Annotated in this window: 17 protein-coding genes; 1 reads left to right on the top strand and 16 read right to left on the bottom strand. The window is 63.2% G+C overall.

Annotated elements, in window-relative coordinates; translation table 11 throughout:
* Positions 1 to 66: 66 nt before the first annotated feature.
* Positions 67 to 993, bottom strand: a complete 927-nt coding sequence (locus ABDB81_RS05565; protein ID WP_346810232.1) for a histone deacetylase family protein — start codon at positions 991 to 993, stop codon at positions 67 to 69.
* Positions 994 to 1,157: 164 nt separating this feature from the next.
* Between ABDB81_RS05565 and mltB the strand changes: the two genes are divergently transcribed.
* Positions 1,158 to 2,267, top strand: a complete 1,110-nt coding sequence (mltB, locus tag ABDB81_RS05560; RefSeq protein ID WP_137926433.1) for a lytic murein transglycosylase B — start codon at positions 1,158 to 1,160, stop codon at positions 2,265 to 2,267.
* Between the two features lie 79 nt (positions 2,268 to 2,346).
* On the opposite strand, the gene cysM is transcribed toward mltB, so the two are convergent.
* The 15 genes from cysM to pheA form a co-directional block, all read right to left on the bottom strand.
* Positions 2,347 to 3,249, bottom strand: coding sequence for a cysteine synthase CysM (cysM, locus tag ABDB81_RS05555; RefSeq protein ID WP_137926434.1), 903 nt, complete (start codon positions 3,247 to 3,249; stop codon positions 2,347 to 2,349).
* A gap of 72 nt (positions 3,250 to 3,321) precedes the next feature.
* Entirely contained in the window at positions 3,322 to 4,656 is a 1,335-nt protein-coding gene (locus ABDB81_RS05550) for a solute carrier family 23 protein (protein ID WP_160471668.1), read from the bottom strand.
* 243 nt (positions 4,657 to 4,899) lie between these two features.
* On the bottom strand, positions 4,900 to 5,313 hold the full coding sequence (locus ABDB81_RS05545; RefSeq protein WP_160471666.1) for a helix-hairpin-helix domain-containing protein: 414 nt from the start codon (positions 5,311 to 5,313) through the stop codon (positions 4,900 to 4,902).
* 223 nt (positions 5,314 to 5,536) lie between these two features.
* A complete protein-coding gene (gene rfaD / locus ABDB81_RS05540; RefSeq protein ID WP_346810227.1) occupies positions 5,537 to 6,529 on the bottom strand; it encodes an ADP-glyceromanno-heptose 6-epimerase in 993 nt (330 codons plus the stop codon).
* Positions 6,530 to 6,553: 24 nt separating this feature from the next.
* Positions 6,554 to 7,495: a D-glycero-beta-D-manno-heptose-7-phosphate kinase gene (gene rfaE1 / locus ABDB81_RS05535; RefSeq protein ID WP_137926438.1), complete on the bottom strand. Its 942-nt coding sequence runs from the start codon at positions 7,493 to 7,495 to the stop codon at positions 6,554 to 6,556.
* 54 nt (positions 7,496 to 7,549) lie between these two features.
* Positions 7,550 to 8,923, bottom strand: coding sequence for a UDP-glucose/GDP-mannose dehydrogenase family protein (locus ABDB81_RS05530; protein ID WP_160471665.1), 1,374 nt, complete (start codon positions 8,921 to 8,923; stop codon positions 7,550 to 7,552).
* A 40-nt stretch (positions 8,924 to 8,963) separates the two neighbouring features.
* Positions 8,964 to 10,160, bottom strand: a complete 1,197-nt coding sequence (gene lapB / locus ABDB81_RS05525) for a lipopolysaccharide assembly protein LapB (protein WP_160471663.1) — start codon at positions 10,158 to 10,160, stop codon at positions 8,964 to 8,966.
* Between the two features lie 3 nt (positions 10,161 to 10,163).
* Positions 10,164 to 10,490 (bottom strand): LapA family protein, encoded by a 327-nt coding sequence (locus tag ABDB81_RS05520; RefSeq protein WP_137926441.1) that lies wholly within the window; start codon positions 10,488 to 10,490, stop codon positions 10,164 to 10,166.
* Between the two features lie 187 nt (positions 10,491 to 10,677).
* Positions 10,678 to 11,091 carry an integration host factor subunit beta gene (locus ABDB81_RS05515; protein WP_137926442.1) on the bottom strand — a complete coding sequence of 138 codons (414 nt, stop codon included), beginning with the start codon at positions 11,089 to 11,091 and terminating at the stop codon, positions 10,678 to 10,680.
* Between the two features lie 33 nt (positions 11,092 to 11,124).
* Entirely contained in the window at positions 11,125 to 12,819 is a 1,695-nt protein-coding gene (rpsA, locus tag ABDB81_RS05510) for a 30S ribosomal protein S1 (protein ID WP_137926443.1), read from the bottom strand.
* A 181-nt stretch (positions 12,820 to 13,000) separates the two neighbouring features.
* Positions 13,001 to 13,669 (bottom strand): (d)CMP kinase, encoded by a 669-nt coding sequence (gene cmk / locus ABDB81_RS05505; protein ID WP_137926444.1) that lies wholly within the window; start codon positions 13,667 to 13,669, stop codon positions 13,001 to 13,003.
* A gap of 127 nt (positions 13,670 to 13,796) precedes the next feature.
* Positions 13,797 to 15,110 (bottom strand): 3-phosphoshikimate 1-carboxyvinyltransferase, encoded by a 1,314-nt coding sequence (aroA, locus tag ABDB81_RS05500; RefSeq protein WP_160471658.1) that lies wholly within the window; start codon positions 15,108 to 15,110, stop codon positions 13,797 to 13,799.
* 41 nt (positions 15,111 to 15,151) lie between these two features.
* Positions 15,152 to 16,054 (bottom strand): prephenate dehydrogenase/arogenate dehydrogenase family protein, encoded by a 903-nt coding sequence (locus ABDB81_RS05495; RefSeq protein ID WP_137926446.1) that lies wholly within the window; start codon positions 16,052 to 16,054, stop codon positions 15,152 to 15,154.
* 20 nt (positions 16,055 to 16,074) lie between these two features.
* Positions 16,075 to 17,199: a histidinol-phosphate transaminase gene (gene hisC, locus ABDB81_RS05490; RefSeq protein WP_346810215.1), complete on the bottom strand. Its 1,125-nt coding sequence runs from the start codon at positions 17,197 to 17,199 to the stop codon at positions 16,075 to 16,077.
* Between the two features lie 12 nt (positions 17,200 to 17,211).
* Positions 17,212 to 18,375, bottom strand: a complete 1,164-nt coding sequence (gene pheA, locus ABDB81_RS05485; RefSeq protein WP_346810213.1) for a prephenate dehydratase — start codon at positions 18,373 to 18,375, stop codon at positions 17,212 to 17,214.
* Positions 18,376 to 18,431 lie beyond the last annotated feature (56 nt).

Genomic DNA, 18,431 nt, shown 5'->3' with positions numbered 1-18,431 from the left:
TGCATTGGCGTCATATAGACGCGGTGAAAATGCTGCAAAAGTCATTTAAGACCGATTGAGCGGAAACTACGCCTCCATCAGCACCTTGATATGTGCAAACACGCTGCGCGCCAGTGCACTCAGGTTGTAGCCGCCTTCCAGACAACTGACGATGCGGCCCTTTGCATGGGTCCTGGCCACTTGAACGAGTTGCTCGGTGATCCAGGCGTAGTCCTGTTCCACCAACCCCATCTGGCCGAGGTCGTCCTCGCGGTGCGCATCGAAACCCGCCGAGATGAACAGCATCTCGGGCTTGAACTCGTTCAGGCGCGGCAGCCAGATCGTCTCGACAACCTCGCGCACGGCCATGCCGTTCGTGTAAGCCGGCAGCGGAATATTCGACATGTTTGCCGCGAAATGCTCGGTGCCGCTGTACGGATAGAACGGGTGCTGGAAAAAGCTGCACATCATGACGCGCGGCTCGTCGAGGAAGGCCGATTCCGTACCGTTGCCATGATGGACATCGAAGTCGATCACTGCCACGCGCGCCAGACCGTGTGCCGCCAGCGCGTGGCGCGCGGCAATCGCCACGTTGTTGAAGAAGCAGAAACCCATCGCGCGATCCGGTTCGGCGTGGTGGCCAGGCGGGCGCACGCAGCAGAAAGCGTTCTCGATCTCTCCTGTGATCACTGCGTCGGTAGCGGCCACGGCCGCCCCCGCTGCGTGGGTGGCAGCCGCCAGCGTATGGCGGTTCATCGAGGTATCGGGATCGATGGGATAGTAGCTCCCCGCTGACGGGATGTTCGCCGTCAGGCTGGCCACGTAGTCGGGCCGGTGCACACGTTCGATCTGGTCTTCGGTGGCGGCCGGGGCATCGCGCCGGTCGAGCAAGCCGTCCATCCCATGGGAAATCAGATGGTCTTCGATGGCCTGCAGCCGTTCCGGGCACTCGGGGTGGAAATGCCCCATCTCGTGCAACAGGAACGACGGATGCGTGTAATAGCCCGTTGGCATTTTCGTTTGCGGGTCAAGTTTGTCTCCAGACGTTACGTTAGCACAGGACGTGCCGGGTCTTTCGCGGATGCCCGAGCGCCACTGAGCCCCGCTTCCAAGGCCGGGGCCGTCGGACTTCGCATGTATCGCATCCGCTATACTCGGTCCGACTTGCAAAGGACAACATGACCGACCAACAGCGCTCCCTGCGCCGCCCCCTGCTGGGCGCCGCACTCACCGCTGCCGCATTGGGCCTGTGCGGCGTTTCTCCCAAGCTGCTTGCCGCTGGCAAGCGTCGCGTGAGCAGTACCCGGGAAGAGGAAATCGAACCGGGCCGCTATCAGAACCATCCCCAGGCACGGGCGTTCATCGACGATATGGTGGCGCGCAACAACTTCCCGCGCGCCGAGCTTGAATCGTATTTCAGCCAGGCCGTGTTCTCGGCCACTGTGGCGCGGCTGATCATGCCGCCGACAACTCCCGGCAAGAAAAGCTGGCGCGCCTATCGCTCACGCTTCATCGAACCGATCCGGATCAATGCCGGTGTGCGCTTCTGGCAGCAGAACCGCGAAACACTGCGCCGCGCCGAAGCCGAATTTGGCGTGCCGGCGTCGGTAATCGTCGGCATCATCGGCGTCGAGACGATCTACGGCCGGGACATGGGAACGTTCCGCGTGATCGACTCCTTGTCGACGCTAGCCTTCGATTACCCGGACACCCCGAACCGCGCCGCCCGCACCCAGTTGTTCCGCAACCAGCTGGCCGACTACCTGCTCTGGTGCCGCGAGACGAAGACTGACGTGTTCTCGGTGCTCGGTTCCTATGCCGGCGCGGTGGGCATTCCGCAGTTCATGCCGACGAGTCTGCGCGAGTACGCCGTGGACTATGACGGCGACCGCCATGTCGACCTGCGCAACAGCCCCACCGATGCCATCGGTAGTGTCGGACGTTTCCTGCAACTGCATGGATGGGAAGCGAACCGCCCCGTGGCCTGGCGCATCGCCAGCGATGCGGGCAGCCTGGGCGTTGCCGCAGCCGCCGCTGACGGTGAACCCTGGCCGACGCGCACACTGAACCAGCTCACGCGTGCGGGACTGCGTGTGGACGAGCCGATCGACACACAGCGCGAAGGCGAAACCGGCGTGCTCGTGGTGGACCTGCCCACGCCAGACCAGCCCGTCGAATACATGATTGGGCTGCGAAACTTCTATGTGCTGACGCGCTACAACCGCAGCTTCTTCTATGCGCTGGCGGTGTACCAGCTGGGAGAGGCGGTGAAGGCAGCGATGGGGTGAGGCGCCTGTTGTTGGCGTGGTTTTCTCCCCTCTCCCGCAAGGCGGGAGAGGGGAGAAAAACAGAGGGATCGCTACCGACTCAAGCCGGAAACACGCCCGTCGACAGATACCGATCCCCGCGGTCGCAGACCACGAATACGATCGTCGCGTTCTCTACTTCTTCGGCGACGCGCAGGGCCACGCACAGTGCGCCAGCGGCCGAGATGCCGCAGAAGATGCCTTCCTCGCGGGCCATGCGGCGGGCCATATGTTCGGCATCGGCCTGCGTCACCGGCTCCTGGCGATCGACGAACTTCGGGTCATAGATTTTCGGCAGATACGCTTCCGGCCATTTACGAATGCCTGGAATGCGCGAACCCTCGGCCGGCTGGGCGCCGACGATCTGGATTGCGGGGTTCTTTTCCTTCAGATAGCGCGACACACCGGTGATGGTGCCGGTCGTGCCCATGGCCGAGACGAAGTGCGTGATGCGGCCTTCGGTATCGCGCCACAGCTCGGGCCCCGTCGTCTCGTAGTGCGCCAGCGGATTGTCCGGATTGGCGAACTGGTCGAGGATGACACCCTTGCCTTCGCGCTCCATGGCATCCGCCAGGTCGCGTGCGTACTCCATACCGCCCTTCACCGGGGTCAGAATGATCTCGGCACCATACGCCGCCATGCTCTGGCGGCGCTCAAGGCTCAGGTCCTCGGGCATGATCAGGATCATGCGGTAGCCACGCACCGCTGCGGCCATGGCCAGCGCAATGCCGGTATTGCCCGACGTGGCCTCGATCAGCGTATCGCCCGGCTTGATGCGGCCGCGCTCTTCTGCTCGGCGGATCATCGACAGTGCGGGACGGTCCTTGACCGACCCGGCGGGATTGTTTCCCTCGAGCTTGCCAAGGATCACGTTGCCGCGCGCTTCGATGGCAGCGCCGGGAATGCGCTGCAGTCTCACCAGCGGCGTGTTGCCGATGGTGTCTTCAATCGTTTTATAGGCCATGGTGCGGGGTCGCTCAGATTTTCGTCGGCCATTGTAATGCACCCACCTTACCCGCACCGGTGGCCGGGACTTTCAGTGCGTCAGCCCTTGCTCTTCCTCACGGCCCTTGCCGAGCAGATGGTAGAGCAGGATCGCACCAAACGTCGCAGTCCCGATGCCCCCCAGCGTCATGCCGCCCAGCTTCAGCGTCAGGTCACCGGCAGCCACCGTCAACGTCGCACCCACCGTGATCAGGTTGCGCGAACTCGAGAAATCGACGTGGTTCTGCACCCAGATCCGGCCGGCCGTTGCCGAGATCAGACCGAAGACGACGATGGTCAGGCCACCGATCACCGGACCGGGAATCGTCAGGATCAATGCGCCGAACTTCGGCGAGAAACCGAGCAGGATCGCCACGGCAGCAGCCACCACGAAGATCAGCGTCGAGTAGATCTTCGTCACAGCCATCACGCCCATGTTCTCGGCGTAGGTGGTCACACCCGTGCCGCCACCCGACGCGGACAGCATCGTGGCCACGCCATCGCCAATGAACGCGCGGCCGATGTACGGGTCAAGATTGCGACCCGTCATCACGCCAATAGCCTTGATGTGCCCGAGGTTCTCCGCGACCAGCACGATGGCCACCGGCGCGATCAGCAGCATCGCATTGAACTCGAAGACCGGCGTCGTGAATTCAGGCATGCCAAACCAGCTGGCCGCCGCCACGCCCGAGAAATCGATCGCCTTGCCCATACCCATCAGGTTAGTGGCAACAAAGTAGGCAAGATAGCCAGCCAGGCCGCCCAGCAGGACCGGCAATCTCCCCAGCATACCCGGCGCACGGACCGCGATGAGGCCCACGGCGAGCACTGTCAGCAGCCCCACCCATGTGTCGAGCGGCGCGCCACTGACGGCCTTGACCGCTACCGGTGCGAGGTTCAGCCCGATGGCAGCGACGATTGCGCCAGTGACCACGGGCGGCATGAGCTTTTCGACCCACGCATAGCCCACGGCCTGCACCACAAGTCCGATCACCGTATAGAGCGCACCGGCCGCGATGATGCCGCCGAGCGCCACGGGAATATTCGGATTGGGGCCGCTACCGCCGTAGCCGGTGGCAGCGATCACCACGGCAATGAATGCGAAGCTCGAACCGAGGTAGCTCGGTACGCGCCCGCGCACGCACAGGAAGAACAGCAAGGTACCGATGCCCGAGAACAGGATCGCGATGTTGGGATGGAATCCCATCAGGATCGGCGCGATGGCCGTGGAGCCGAACATCGCCACCACGTGCTGGATGCCCGCCAGCAGCGTCTGTCCGGCCGGCAGGCGTTCATCGGGGCCGATCACGCCCGTGGTCTTGAGCCGCCATTTCGGCAGGAAACCCTCGTCATGATTGCTGTCGGTACTGTCCTGGCCATTCGCCATATTGTTCTCTCCCTGTCAGCGGTATGCCTGTTTGTTGGAATGTGTCGACGCGCGTATAGCGTCCTGGTGCAGCAGGTGACGGCATGCACCTGCACGCTTTCTCAGCGATGCGGATGATACCGCGCACCCCGAACCGTGCAAATCGGCACGGCCGGCGCACGAATGCCAGCCAAGCACAACGCATACCAGCCGCAACCTGTTGACGCCGGACAGGGCCACCGGGAGAGGCAGCCCCGCCGCGGGTCAGCGCGTCGCTGCAGGCTTCTGGCTGGATGCCTGAGCTGACTTCGCTACCGGACGGGCATCCTTGCGCGTCGCCTTGGGCGCCGCTGCAGGTTTACCAAAGGTCAACCCCGAAGCTTCAAGATTGGCAGCCGACTTCGATCCCACGCCCGGCACACGATCGGCCAGATCGGCAGCGTCCTGGAATGCACCATGTTTGTCACGTTCGTCGAGGATGCGCTTGGCCGTGGCCGGTCCGATTCCCTTGAGCGCGGTAAGCGCGGCCTCGTCTGCCGTATTGACGTCGACATTGGCGTAAGCGGGACCCATGCCGAGCAGGGCCACTGCCATGCCGAGCGCCACGGCCACATCGCGCCAGCCGTCGCGGACGGCATGGAACACTTTCGAGAGGGAATGTACGAGGATCTTGTGCATCAGGAACTCCTTTCCTTTTTTGTTGACCCGCCGCCGGATGGCAGCAGGGAAGGTCAGGATAGGTTTCCGAATGGGCCTCAGAAACGGCCGGACACACAAGTTCACGACTTCCGCGCGCTTATGTGTCCGCACTGCAATGGGAGCGTTGCACTCCCAAATTCCTACGAGGTTTGCGCGCCATCAGCGTCGCACGCAAACCACATCAAAAACAACATCCGACGGGTCAGCTACGTTCCATCAACCACTTGCAGTAACGCTCCACGCCTTCCTGCACCGTGAGGAACGGTGCGTCGTAGCCGGCGGCGCGCAGGCGCGACACATCGGATTGCGTGAAGCACTGGTACTTGCCGCGCAGCGCATCGGGAAACTTCACGTACTCGACCAGCCCTTCCTGCACCATCTCGTCGAGCGAGAGCGGCGGCTTGTCGTCCGCCTCGCGCAGCGCGTTGACCACCGACACCGCGATATCGTTGAACGGCTGCGACCGGCCTGTCCCGAGGTTGAAGATGCCGGACTTGCCCGGGTGATCGAGGAAGTACAGGTTGACCTTGACCACATCCTCCACCGACACGAAGTCGCGGCTCTGCGTACCCGGCGCGTAGCCGTTGTACTCGCCGAACAGCTTCACGGTGCCCTCGGCACGGAACTGGTTGAAGTGGTGGAACGCCACCGACGCCATGCGGCCCTTGTGATACTCGCGCGGGCCATAGACATTGAAATATCGGAAGCCTACGATCTGCGACAGCGCGGTGGGCAGGCGACGACGCACCACCTGGTCGAACAGGAACTTCGAGTAACCGTAGACGTTCAGCGGCTTCTCGTAGTCGCGGTCTTCGCGGAACATGGTCGAAGCGCCATAGGTGGCCGCCGAGGACGCGTACAGGAACTGCGTGCCCTGTTCCAGGCACGCCTCCATCAGCGCCAGCGTATAGCGGTAGTTGTTCTCCATCATGTAGCGGCCGTCGGTCTCCATGGTATCGGAGCACGCGCCTTCATGAAACACCGCGCGGACCTTGCCAAACTCGCCACGCTTGAAGCGCTCGACGAACTCGGTCTTGTCCAGGTAATCGGCAATCTCGCAATCCACGAGGTTGTTGAATTTCTCGGCACGCGTCAGGTTATCCACGGCAACGATGTCGGTCTCGCCGCGATCGTTGAGGCCCTTGACGATGTTGCTGCCGATAAAGCCGGCAGCGCCGGTCACGATGATGGTCATGGCGGATTCTGGCTAGGGCGCGCTTCAGGCGCCGAACAATTCGGAATAACTGACAACAGCGGTGCCGAGCTTGCCGACGACGATGGCACCGGCGCGGTTGGCGTGCTGCACCGCTTCCTTGAGCGGCACACCGGCGCCGAGCATCGTGGCCAGCGTGGCGATCACCGTATCGCCGGCCCCCGATACATCATAGACTTCGCGGGCCTGGGCCGAGACGTGGAGTACTTCCGCTTCGGTGTAGAGCGTCATGCCCTCTTCCGAGCGCGTCAGCAGCAACGCCTCCAGATGCAGGTCGCGGCGCAGGTTCTGGGCGCGGATCGTCAGGTCCGCTTCGGTCTTCCAGGCGCCCACTACGGCACGCATTTCGGAACGGTTCGGTGTGATCAGCGTGGCGCCGCGATAGCGCGAGTAGTCATCGCCCTTCGGATCGATCAGCACGGTCCGGCCAGCGGCGCGCCCCGCCTCGACCATGCGGCCGACGTGCGTCAGCCCGCCCTTGCCGTAGTCGGACAGCACCAGTACCTGATAGTCCTTCACTAGTGCGTTATACCGATCCTGTACCGATGCCAGCACTTCGCTGGCCGGCGCGTTCTCGAAATCGACGCGCAGCAGTTGCTGCTGGTGCGCCATCACGCGCAGCTTGATCGTCGTGCTCAGCGACCGGTCGTGATGCAGGTATGGTTGCACATGGCTGGCCGCCAGCAGGGCCTCAAGCGTGCGGCCGGGTTCGTCGTCGCCGACCACGCCCAGCATGCCAACTCGTGCACCCAGCGCCGCGGCATTGCGCGCCACGTTGGCGGCACCGCCCAGTCGTTCGTCGCTGCGCTTGATCTGCACCACGGGGACTGGCGCCTCGGGCGAGATGCGCTCGACATCGCCAAACCAGTAGCGGTCCAGCATCATGTCGCCCACCACCAGCACCTGGGCCTTCTGGATTTGTTCCTGCGGAATGATGTTCTTGCTCATGAACTGTCCTTTGCGACACGCCTCGCGCCGGTCAGGCGCGGTCAGGCATACCAATCAGGGATGGGCGTTCGAACGCCCGATCGCGTGATATTCGATGCCGGCATCGGCCATTGCATCGGGTTCATAGAGGTTGCGGCCGTCGATGACGACCGGCGTTTTCAGCATCGTGCGGATCTGCGCGAAATCGGGGCTGCGGAACACCTTCCATTCCGTCACGATCACCAGCGCATCGGCGCCCGTCAGCACGTCCATCTGCGCGTCGCAGAATTGCACGCGCGCCATCCCCCCCTCGATGCCGGCCAGATCGGCTTCCATCACGCGGCGGGCCTCGGCCATCGCCACGGGATCATGCACGCGCAGCGACGCGCCACGCGACACCAGTTCACGCGCCAGCACGCGCGACGGGGCCTCGCGCATATCGTCGGTATTCGGCTTGAAAGCCAGACCCCAGATGCCGAAAGTCTTGCCGCTCAGGTCTTCGCCAAAACGGCGAATGACCTTCTCGCCCAGCACCTGCTTCTGCGCGTCGTTGACGGCCTCCACGGCCTCGAGCACGCGCATCGGCTTGCCATGAGCGCTGGCCGTACGCATCAGTGCCTGCACGTCCTTCGGGAAGCATGAACCACCATAGCCGGCGCCCGCGTAGAGGAAGCTGTAACCGATGCGCGGGTCCGAGCCGATACCCATGCGCACCAGTTCGATATCGGCACCCACTTCATCGGCCAGGTTGGCCAATTCGTTCATGAACGAGATCCGCGTGGCCAGCATCGAATTGGCGGCGTACTTGGTGAACTCGGCCGAGCGCACATCCATATAGAAGGTGCGTTCATGATTGCGGTTGAACGGCGAGTAGAGCTGGCGCATGATCGCCTGCGCATGGCGGCCGGCGGCGTCGGGCGCGCAACCCAGCACGATGCGGTCGGGCCGCATGAAGTCTTCGACGGCCGCGCCTTCCTTCAGGAATTCCGGATTCGACACCACCGAGAACTGCAGGTCTTCCAGTCCGCGCGCGGACAGCTCCTCGCGGATTGCAGCAGTGACACGATCGCCAGTGCCGACGGGCACCGTGGACTTGTCCACCACCACCTTGAATCCGGTCATGTGCCGGCCGATATTGCGCGCGGCAGCCAGCACGTACTGCAGGTCCGCCGAGCCATCCTCGTCCGGCGGCGTGCCTACGGCGATGAACTGCACATCGGCATGTTCGACGCTGGCCGCAACATCGGTGGAGAACGTGAGCCGCCCCGCCGCGCGGTTGCGGTCGATCAATTCCTTGAGGCCCGGCTCGTAGATCGGTACACCGCCAGCATTGAGCAGCGCGATCTTCTTTTCATCTACGTCGAGGCAAAATACGGCGTTACCGAGTTCGGCCAGGCAGGCGCCGGTCACCAGACCCACATAGCCGCTGCCGATAATCGTGACTTTCATTTACTGAGGCTCCAGAACTGTGACGTTCGCCTGAATTGTCCTAGCCAAGCGCTTCGGAGCGACGCGGCGCATAAGTTTCCCAGCGGTTGCAGCCCGGGCACTGCCAATAAAACAGGCGCGCGCGGAAGCCGCACTCGCGGCACGTGTAGCGCGCCAGATTGCGCGTGCGAAGTTGCAACAGATCGCGGATAGCAGCGGTTTCCTGCGCCTGCTCGTCTGGCGTACCCACGCCGCCCGCGTCAGCGGCCTGTTTCTCGGCGGCCTGCGCTTCGAAATACTTTGTCAGCGCCAGCAGCGTCGGCTGGCGGCGCAGTTGCTCGCGCATCAGTGTTGCCGCGCCCACCGGCCCATTGACTTCGAGTTCGGTCCGATACGCAGTGTCGAGCAGTTCGGCCGCGAGGTTGCCCTTGAGCAGCCCACGCAGCCAGTCCAGCGCCTTGCCTTGCTCGCCAAGCGTGGCATACGCCTTCACCACACGATCGGCCACCAGCGGCAGGTAGGCAGCATCCTGGGATTCGATGGCGAGCCAATGCTTCAGGGCGCCCGGCAGGTCACCCGCAGCAGCCGATACGTCACCCAGCAGGATCGGCGCGCGGACGTTGGCCGGATTCTCCTCGCGGGCACGGCCCAGCCAGGTGACGGCGTCTTCGGGCTTTTTCTTCTGTAGCGCGTCCTGCGCCAGTTCGCAGCAGAACTGGGCGATTTGTATGCGGTAATCCTTCTGTTCGAGTGTCTGCAGCTCGCGCGCGGCGTCGATGGCCTTGAGCCATTCCTTTTCCACTTCGTACAGTTCCAGCAGCACGCGCTTGGCCGATGCCGCATACGGACCCGACATCAGCCGGCGCAGCGATTCCTCGGCACGGTCGAGCAGACCTGCACGCAAGTAGTCCTGCCCCAGTTCGTAGAGTGCGTGCTCACGTTCGGGCTCGGGAAGGTCGGGCCGCGTCGCCAGGTTCTGGTGCACGCGGATGGCCCGCTCCGTTTCGCCCCGGCGGCGGAACAGCGCGCCCAGCGCGAAATGCAGTTCCGTGGTCTCGGGATCGAGCCGGGCAACCTCGACGAACGCATCGATCGCCTGGTCAGGCTGTTCGTTGAGCAGGAAATTGAGGCCCTTGAAGTAGGAGCGCGGCAACGCGCCTTGCTCGCTGATCAGCTGGCGCAGATCAAACCGCGCCGCCATCCAGCCAAGGCCAAAGACAAGTGGCAGCGCTAGCAGCCACCAGGTTTCAAACATCATGGATCAGACTTTCGGGCCGACTACGTTATAGGGAACGCCCGGCTTTGCCTCTGGCGGCACGGGATCGACGGGAGCGGTTGCGGCACGCACCTGGCTCAGCGCGCGACGCAGCCGCGCGGCCTCCATCCGCTGGCGCATCAGGCCAGGCGCCACGGCAGCCAGCGCCGCCACGATACCGAGCCCGAATGCGGCGAGCAGAATCAGGATCAGCGGCGCATGCCAGACCGCGCCAAAGAACAGTTGCAGGTCGGCATCGGCGGTATTGCGCAGCGCCAGCACGAACAACAGGACGAACAGGACGATGCGGAAGATCCAGGCGACGAGTTTCATGCGGTGAGGGCCATCGGAACAGGAGCGGGCATCCGGGCAGGATGCGTTATGGAACGCCGGGCGACGGATTCCCGGCATTGTAGCGGAATCACTTCCTGCAAACGGTAACCATTGGTCGCATCGGTAAACGAAAAAAGCGCTCCCGGGGGAGCGCTTTTCAACAGGCTGCCAGTGATGGCGAGCTTTCCTACGAGCGGACCAGATTCAGCTGGCTGTCGTCATGCAGCCCCGCCGGAGCGGAAGACTGCGGCGCCGACAACTGCCCGGCCTTGCCGTGCAACGCCTGGCCGTTGGAGGCCATAACGCCACTTTGCGGCATTGCCGGGCGATCCACCCGTTCGCGCAACTCCTTGCCCGCCTTGAAGTGCGGCACCCGTTTCTCGGGCACCAGCACTCGTTCGCCGGACTTGGGGTTGCGACCCACGCGAGGCGGCCGCTTGTTCAGACCAAAGCTGCCGAAGCCACGGATCTCGATACGATGACCATCGGCCAGAGCCTCGGACATCGCGTCGAGTATCGTTTTCACTGAAATGTCCGCATCCCGCAGCAGCAACTGCGGAAAACGGGCAGCCAGTTTCTCGACGAGCTCAGACTTGGTCATGGGCGGTCTCGCTGTTCGCGCGGCGCTCGTAAATTACTGGTTGTCCTGGCCCAGCTTGGCCTTCAGCAGCGCGCCCAGGTTGGTCGTACCAGCGGCGCCGGTATCAGCCTGGAACTTCTGCATGGCTTCTTGCTGGTCAGCACTGTCCTTGGCCTTGATCGACAGGTTGATGTTGCGCGACTTGCGGTCGACGTTCACCACCAGTGCGGTGATCTGCTCGCCTTCCTTCAGCACGTTGCGGGCATCTTCCACGCGGTCTGCGGAGATTTCCGAAGCACGCAGGTAGCCTTCCACGTCGTCTGCCAGTTGCACGACAGCACCCTTCGGATCAACAGTCTTGATCGTGCCGGTAACGAGCGAACCCTTGTCGTTAGCCGAGATGAAGTTGTTGAACGGATCGCCCGACAGCTGCTTGATACCCAGCGAGATGCGTTCCTTGTCGACGTCGATGCCCAGGACGACAGCTTCCACTTCGTCGCCCTTCTTGTACTTGCGCACGGCTTCTTCGCCCGTCTCTTGCCACGACAGGTCCGACAGGTGCACCAGGCCGTCGATGCCGCCCGGCAGACCGATGAACACGCCGAAGTCGGTGATCGACTTGATCTGGCCGGCCAGCTTGTCGCCCTTCTTGTGGTTGCGGCTGAAATCGTCCCACGGGTTGGCCTTGCACTGCTTCATGCCCAGGCTGATACGACGCTTGTCTTCGTCGATATCCAGAACCATGACTTCGACTTCGTCGCCCAGCTGGACAACCTTCGACGGGGCCACGTTCTTGTTGGTCCAGTCCATTTCCGACACGTGGACCAGGCCTTCGATACCGGCTTCGATTTCCACGAATGCGCCGTAGTCGGTCAGGTTCGTCACCTTGCCGAACAGACGCGTGCCTTGCGGGTAACGGCGCGAGATGCCCACCCACGGATCTTCGCCCAGTTGCTTCACGCCCAGCGAGACGCGGTTCTTTTCCTGGTCGAACTTGAGGATCTTGGCGGTGATTTCCTGACCAACCGACAGCACTTCGCTCGGGTGGCGGACACGGCGCCAGGCCAGGTCGGTGATGTGCAGCAGGCCGTCGATACCACCCAGGTCCACGAACGCGCCGTAGTCGGTGATGTTCTTGACGATACCGTTGACGATGGCGCCTTCCTTCAGCGTTTCCATCAGCTTCTGGCGCTCTTCGCCCAGCGTGGCTTCCACCACGGCGCGACGCGACAGCACGACGTTGTTACGCTTGCGATCGAGCTTGATGACCTTGAATTCCAGGGTCTTGCCTTCGTACGGCGTGGTGTCCTTGATCGGACGCACGTCGACGAGCGAACCCGGCAGGAATGCGCGGATGCCGTTGACCATGACAGTCAGGCCGCCCTTGACCTTGCCGGTCACGGTACCCGAGATGATCTCGCCGTCTTCCAGCGCCTTCTCGAGGTTCAGCCACGATGCCAGGCGCTTGGCCTTGTCGCGGGAGAGAATCGTGTCGCCATAGCCGTTCTCGAGTGCATCGATGGCCACGGAGACGTAGTCGCCGGCCTGCACTTCGAGTTCGCCCTGGTCGTTCAGGAACTCCTCCACCGGCACAAATGCTTCGGACTTGAGGCCGGCATTGACGACCACGAAGTTGTGGTCGATGCGCACGACTTCAGCGGAAATCACTTCGCCAGCCTTCATATTGGAGCGGGCGATCGATTCCTCGAACAGTGCGGCAAAGGATTCGTTAGTTTGCAGGTCGGACATAAACGTAAGTAGCAATCCGCAGTACATTGGCCGGCACGAGGGTCGTGCTCAGTCTGCCAGTGCAGCGGGGTTAGGTTGCAATACACCCGGGCGTCGAAGATTTTCGATCCGGGCTCCTTGGTGTCGGGGCTTTCCCAACGTTATCGCGCCATCAGCAGCGCGCTTGAAAATTTCTTGCGAGCTACTGCGAAACGCGCACGGCGGCGAACCACTCCAGCACCTGCGTCACCGCCTCGTCCACCGTCATTTCAGAGGTATCCAGGCGATACGCACCCTCTGCGGGACGCAGCGGCGCGGCGGCACGGGAACGATCCCGCGCGTCGCGCGCCTCGAGGTCACGCAAAAGGTCTTCGATATTAGCAGAAATTCCCTTATCAATCAATTGTTTATAGCGCCTGCGGGCGCGCGCCTCGACACTCGCGGTCAGGAATACCTTGAGCGGGGCCTCCGGGAAGATCACCGTGCCCATATCGCGGCCGTCCGCCACAAGGCCGGGGAGCTTGCGGAAACCACGCTGAAGTGCCGTCAACGCATCGCGAACCGGCTGATGCACGGCCAGCGCCGAGGCCCGGTTGCCAATGGCTTCCTGGCGGATCAATTGACTGACTTCCTCGCCTTCGAGCCAGACCCGATCCGGGCCGAACTTCACATCGAGGCGCAGGGCAATCTTTGCGAGGGTATCCACCTCCTGCACGTCGACATTGGCGCGATCGCTGGCCAGCGCCACGAGCCGATAGAGCGCGCCGCTGTCGAGGAGGTGAAAGCCGAGGGCGTCTGCCACCTTATGGGCCACCGTGCCTTTGCCGGATGCGGTTGGACCATCAATGGTGATGACGTCGATAATAGTCATTCTTTATTGGTTAGCTTGAAACTATTGATTTCCGGAATCAATCGTGAATCGTTACGATGGGGACCATGGTTGCGCGGCGGCGCGTTACTACCCGCCCCCACAAAAGGCTGCGCAACCATCCTCATACTTACTGCGTCACGCCGCCAAATACCGCGAAGTATTCCGGGAACGTCTTGGCGACGCAGCCGGGTTCGTTGATCCGCACCGGCAGCGGCCCAAAAGCGGCCAACGAGAAACACATGGCCATCCGATGATCATCATAGGTGCCAATTCCGTCTGCCGGGGTCTGCCAGGCTGACTGCGATGCCGGTGGCGTCACTTTCAGGTAGTCCGCACCTTCCTCCACCTCCGCACCGAGCTTGCGCAACTCCGTGGCCATGGCAGCGATGCGATCCGTTTCCTTGACGCGCCAGCTCGCGATATTGGTCAGCGTGGTAGTGCCGTCGGCGAACAGCGCGGCCACGGCCAGCGTCATCGCTGCATCGGGAATATGGTTGCAGTCGAGTTCGATGCCGTTCAGCCGGCCATCGTCGCGCTCGGTACCGCGCACCTCGATCCAGTTATCGCCGGCCATCACATTGGCGCCCATGCGATTCAGCGCGTCTGCAAAGCGCACGTCCCCCTGGATGCTCGACAGGCCCACGCCCTCCACACGCACCGGACCACCACCGATGGCACCCGCCGCCAGGAAGTACGAAGCCGTCGAGGCATCGCCTTCCACATAGATCTCGCCCGGCGACTGGTACTGGGCCTCGGCCGGCAGGATGAACCGCTCCCAACCCTGGCGCTCCACATCGATACCGAAGCGCGCCAGCAGGTTCAGCGTGATCTCGACATACGGCTTCGAGATCAGCTCTCCCACCATCTCGATTTCGATCTTGCCCGACGCCGACTTGGCCATCGGCAGCGTCATCAGCAACGCAGTCAGGAACTGGCTGGAAACATCGCCGCGCACGCGGATCGGCGCGTCGATACGGATTTCGGCAGGCTGGATCTGCAACGGCGGATAGCCGGGCGTACCCAGATAGTCGATAGCAGCCCCCACCTGCCGCAGTCCGTCGACCAGATCGCCGATCGGCCGCTCGTGCATGCGCGGCACCCCGCTCAGCTTGTACGCGCCGCCCTGCAGGGCCAGCGCGGCAGTCAGCGGACGGATGGCGGTGCCGGCATTGCCCATGAACAGGTCAGCCGATTTGGTCGGAAACTGCCCACCCACGCCCGTCACGATGCAGTCGCCGCCATCGCGCCGCCATGTCACGCCCAGCATGTTCAGCGCTTCGAGCATGACACGCGTGTCGTCGGAATCGAGCAGGTCCCGCACGCGGGTTTCGCCGGTGGCCAGTGCGGCCAGCAGCAGCACTCGATTGGAAATGCTCTTCGAGCCGGGCAGGCGGACCGTACCCGATGCACGGGTCAGGGGGCCGAGGGTCAGATGTTCCATGGTCTTGGCAGCATGGCCATCACGCTAATGGCGCGACAGCGTCAGGGTTCTACGTTATGGAGGGCGGTCGCACGCGCGGCGCCCCATTTCAGGCGGGTCTCGCTGGCGCGCTTGAATACGCGCTCCAGCGCCTCACCATCGCCCGCCTTGATCTGCTTTTTCAGATAGCCGAGCACTGCTTCGTAGGTGTCGATCTCGCGCAGCAGAGCATCCTTGTTCGCGACACAGATATCGCGCCACATCTCCGGCGACGAGGCCGCGATGCGCGTGAAATCCCGGAAGCCGCCACCTGCGAAATCCAGCTTCAACGCGGCGTCCTCCGCATTGGCGGTCTGCGCCACCAGCGCGTAGGCCAACACGTGGGGCAGATGACTGACGGATGCGAACACGGCATCATGCTGCACAGCGGACATCACGTGGCAATCGGCGCCTGCCGACTCCCACATCGCGCGCACCGCGGCCACATCGGTGCGGCTGTTCTCCTGCAGCGGGCACAGCACCACTTTCTTGCCGAGATACAGATCGTTCAGCGCAGCTTCCACGCCGTTCAACTCTCGCCCGGCGATCGGGTGGGCGGGCACGAACTGGGCAACCTTGTCACCGAGTGCCGTCTTGGCCGCCATGATCACGTCGGACTTCGTACTGCCCGCATCGGTGACAATCGTGCCCGGTTCCAGGTGCGGCTCCAGCGCATGCAGCAACGCAAAGTTCTGCGCCACCGGCGCGCACAGCACGATCAGGCTGGCGCCACGTGCGGCGTCGGCCAGCGACGTCGCGGCCTCGTCGATTACGCCAAGCTTCATGGCCTTGTCGAGCGACGCCGCCGAGCGGCCCACTCCCACGACGGTGCCCACTACGCCGGCACGCTTGAGCGACAGCGCCAGCGATCCGCCGATCAGGCCGACACCGACAATCACAACACGGGAAAAATGCAGAGCGTTCACGGATTCAAACCTGCCTGGATTCACTTCAACGCCTGCTCGAGCGCCGCGATGCACGCGGCGTTCTCGTCGGGCAAACCAATCGTGATACGCAACCACTGCGGCAACCCATAGTTCGCCACGGGCCGCACGATCACACCCTGCTTGAGCATCGCCAGATTCACGCGCGCGCCAGCGCCATCGTCGGTCCCCACGCGGACCATGACGAAGTTGCCCGACGACGGGACGTATTCCAGACCCAACCGCTCGAAGGCGGCCACCAGTTGCGCCTTGCCAGCGCGGTTCAGTGCCGCGCTGCGTTGCAGGAAATCTGCATCACCCAGCGCTGCCACCGCAGCGGCCTGCGCCAGGCTGTTGACATTGAACGGCTGGCGCACACGATTGAGCAGGTCGGTCAGCGGGGGCTGCGCTACGCCGTATCCCACGCGCAAACCCGCGAGGCCGTACGCCTTCGAGAACGTCCGGGACACCATCAGGTTGGGATACTTCCGCACCCATGCCACGGACTCGTATTGTTGCGCCGGATCGAGATACTCGTTGTACGCCTCGTCGAGCACAACCACGACGTGCGACGGCACCTTTGCAAGGAACGCTTCGATCTCGGCTGCGGACACGAACGTGCCCGTCGGATTGTTCGGATTGGCAACGAACACCAGCTTTGTGTCGGGCGTGATGGCGGCAGCCATCGCATCGAGATCATGACCGTACCGACGCGACTTCACCTCGATGGCCCGCGCACCCACTTCCTGCGTAGCCAGTGCGTAGACCGCGAACGAATACTCGGCATAGACGATCGATTCACCGGCGCGCACCAGCGCGTGCGCGGCCAGCTCCAGAATATCGTTGCTGCCATTGCCCAGCGTCAGCCATTCCGCCGGCACGTCATACTTTTCCGACAACGCTGCCTTCAACGCAAAGCCGTTGCTGTCGGGATAGCGGCCCAAATCTTCCACCGCCTCTGCGACGGCGGCCTTGGCCGAAGCCGGCATGCCGAGCGGATTCTCGTTCGACGCCAGCTTGACGATGCGCGCCTCATCGAGTCCGAACTCGCGCGCAACCTCGGAAATCGGCTTTCCTGCGATGTACGGCGAAATCTTCCGGACGTAGGTGGGACCGAAGTAGTCTGCCGCGTTACCCTGCTCTGCCATGATCTGCTCCGGTTACTTGCTCGACGGGTAAGAGCCCAGCACTTTCAGATATGCCGCATTGGCGCGCAGCATGTCGATCGCGCGCGCTACGGACGGATCGTGCTGATGGCCTTCCACATCGACATAGAAGTAGTATTCCCACGCCCCGCTACGTGCCGGACGCGATTCGAATCGGCACATCGACACGCCGTTCTCGGCCAGCGGCGCCAACAATTGATACACCGCGCCAGCCTTGTTCGGCACCGACAGGATCATCGACGTCTGGTCACTGCCCGACGGCTCCGTCTCGTAACGGCCGATCACGGCAAAGCGCGTGCGGTTGTGTGGATCGTCCTGGATATGCGTGCGGACAATGTGCAGGTGATAGCGGTTGGCCGCAGACTCACCTGCGATCGCTGCCACGGTAGGATCCTCGCTTGCCATGCGCGCGGCCTCGGCGTTGCTCGATACGGCCTGCCGCTCCAGATGCGGAAAGTTCGCGGTCAGCCAGTGCTGACACTGCGCCAGCGCCTGCGCGTGGGCGCGCACTACCTTCACGCCCTTCATGTCAGGCGTGGAAGCCATCAGGTTGTGATGCACCTTCAGCGCAATCTCGCCGCTGATCTTCAGCGAAGTCTGCAGGAAAAGATCGAGCGTGCGCGACACCGCGCCTTCGGTCGAGTTTTCCACCGGCACCACGCCATACTCGACGGTACCCGCCTCCACGGCGCGGAACACCTCGTCAATGCTCGGGCACGGCACGCCCGAGACCTCATGGCCAAAATGCGCGTACAACGCCTGTTCCGAGAACGTGCCGGCCGGGCCAAGGAATGCAATCTCCAGCGGCTTCTCCAGCCCACGACAGGCCGACATCACCTCACGCCAGATGGACGCCACGCTCTCGCCGAGCAATGGCCCTGGATTGGCACCCTGCACCTTGCGGATGACCTGCAGTTCGCGCTCGGGCCGAAACACCGGCGCACCGTATTTCTTCTTGACCTCGCCCACGTCGAGCGCCAGTTGCGCACGGCGGTTCAGCAGCGCCAACAGTTCACGGTCAACGGTATCGATCTGGTCGCGCAACGGCGCGAGGTCTGCTGACAGCGCCTGTTCCTGCGGACTCGGTCCCGGATTGGAGCCGTTGGCGTCGGGGCGTTGCACGCCGGCATCTGCGCCCGGCTTGTCTTGCTGTGTCATATCAGGGCCTGTGGGCCGCGCGTCGTGGCGGCCTCGGAAAAGTCTGGGGCAACGAC

Origin of the sequence: Cupriavidus sp. DL-D2, from assembly GCF_039710735.1 — a bacterium.
In the GTDB taxonomy this organism is placed as follows: Bacteria; Pseudomonadota; Gammaproteobacteria; order Burkholderiales; family Burkholderiaceae; genus Cupriavidus.
This window is presented reverse-complemented; position numbering and strand designations above follow the sequence as displayed.

Excerpts from the sequence above, each read along its gene's own strand:
- rpsA (WP_137926443.1), bottom strand. The coding sequence starts at position 12,819 with ATGTCCGACCTGCAAACTAACGAATCCTTTGCCGCACTGTTCGAGGAA.
- ABDB81_RS05545 (WP_160471666.1), bottom strand. The coding sequence starts at position 5,313 with ATGCACAAGATCCTCGTACATTCCCTCTCGAAAGTGTTCCATGCCGTC.
- pheA (WP_346810213.1), bottom strand. The coding sequence starts at position 18,375 with ATGACACAGCAAGACAAGCCGGGCGCAGATGCCGGCGTGCAACGCCCC.
- ABDB81_RS05520 (WP_137926441.1), bottom strand. The coding sequence starts at position 10,490 with ATGAAACTCGTCGCCTGGATCTTCCGCATCGTCCTGTTCGTCCTGTTG.
- cysM (WP_137926434.1), bottom strand. The coding sequence starts at position 3,249 with ATGGCCTATAAAACGATTGAAGACACCATCGGCAACACGCCGCTGGTG.
- ABDB81_RS05515 (WP_137926442.1), bottom strand. The coding sequence starts at position 11,091 with ATGACCAAGTCTGAGCTCGTCGAGAAACTGGCTGCCCGTTTTCCGCAG.
- rfaD (WP_346810227.1), bottom strand. The coding sequence starts at position 6,529 with ATGACCATCATCGTGACCGGCGCTGCCGGCTTTATCGGCAGCAACATC.
- ABDB81_RS05530 (WP_160471665.1), bottom strand. The coding sequence starts at position 8,923 with ATGAAAGTCACGATTATCGGCAGCGGCTATGTGGGTCTGGTGACCGGC.
- mltB (WP_137926433.1), top strand. The coding sequence starts at position 1,158 with ATGACCGACCAACAGCGCTCCCTGCGCCGCCCCCTGCTGGGCGCCGCA.
- ABDB81_RS05550 (WP_160471668.1), bottom strand. The coding sequence starts at position 4,656 with ATGGCGAATGGCCAGGACAGTACCGACAGCAATCATGACGAGGGTTTC.
- cmk (WP_137926444.1), bottom strand. The coding sequence starts at position 13,669 with ATGACTATTATCGACGTCATCACCATTGATGGTCCAACCGCATCCGGC.
- hisC (WP_346810215.1), bottom strand. The coding sequence starts at position 17,199 with ATGGCAGAGCAGGGTAACGCGGCAGACTACTTCGGTCCCACCTACGTC.
- lapB (WP_160471663.1), bottom strand. The coding sequence starts at position 10,160 with ATGATGTTTGAAACCTGGTGGCTGCTAGCGCTGCCACTTGTCTTTGGC.
- aroA (WP_160471658.1), bottom strand. The coding sequence starts at position 15,110 with ATGGAACATCTGACCCTCGGCCCCCTGACCCGTGCATCGGGTACGGTC.
- rfaE1 (WP_137926438.1), bottom strand. The coding sequence starts at position 7,495 with ATGAGCAAGAACATCATTCCGCAGGAACAAATCCAGAAGGCCCAGGTG.
- ABDB81_RS05565 (WP_346810232.1), bottom strand. The coding sequence starts at position 993 with ATGCCAACGGGCTATTACACGCATCCGTCGTTCCTGTTGCACGAGATG.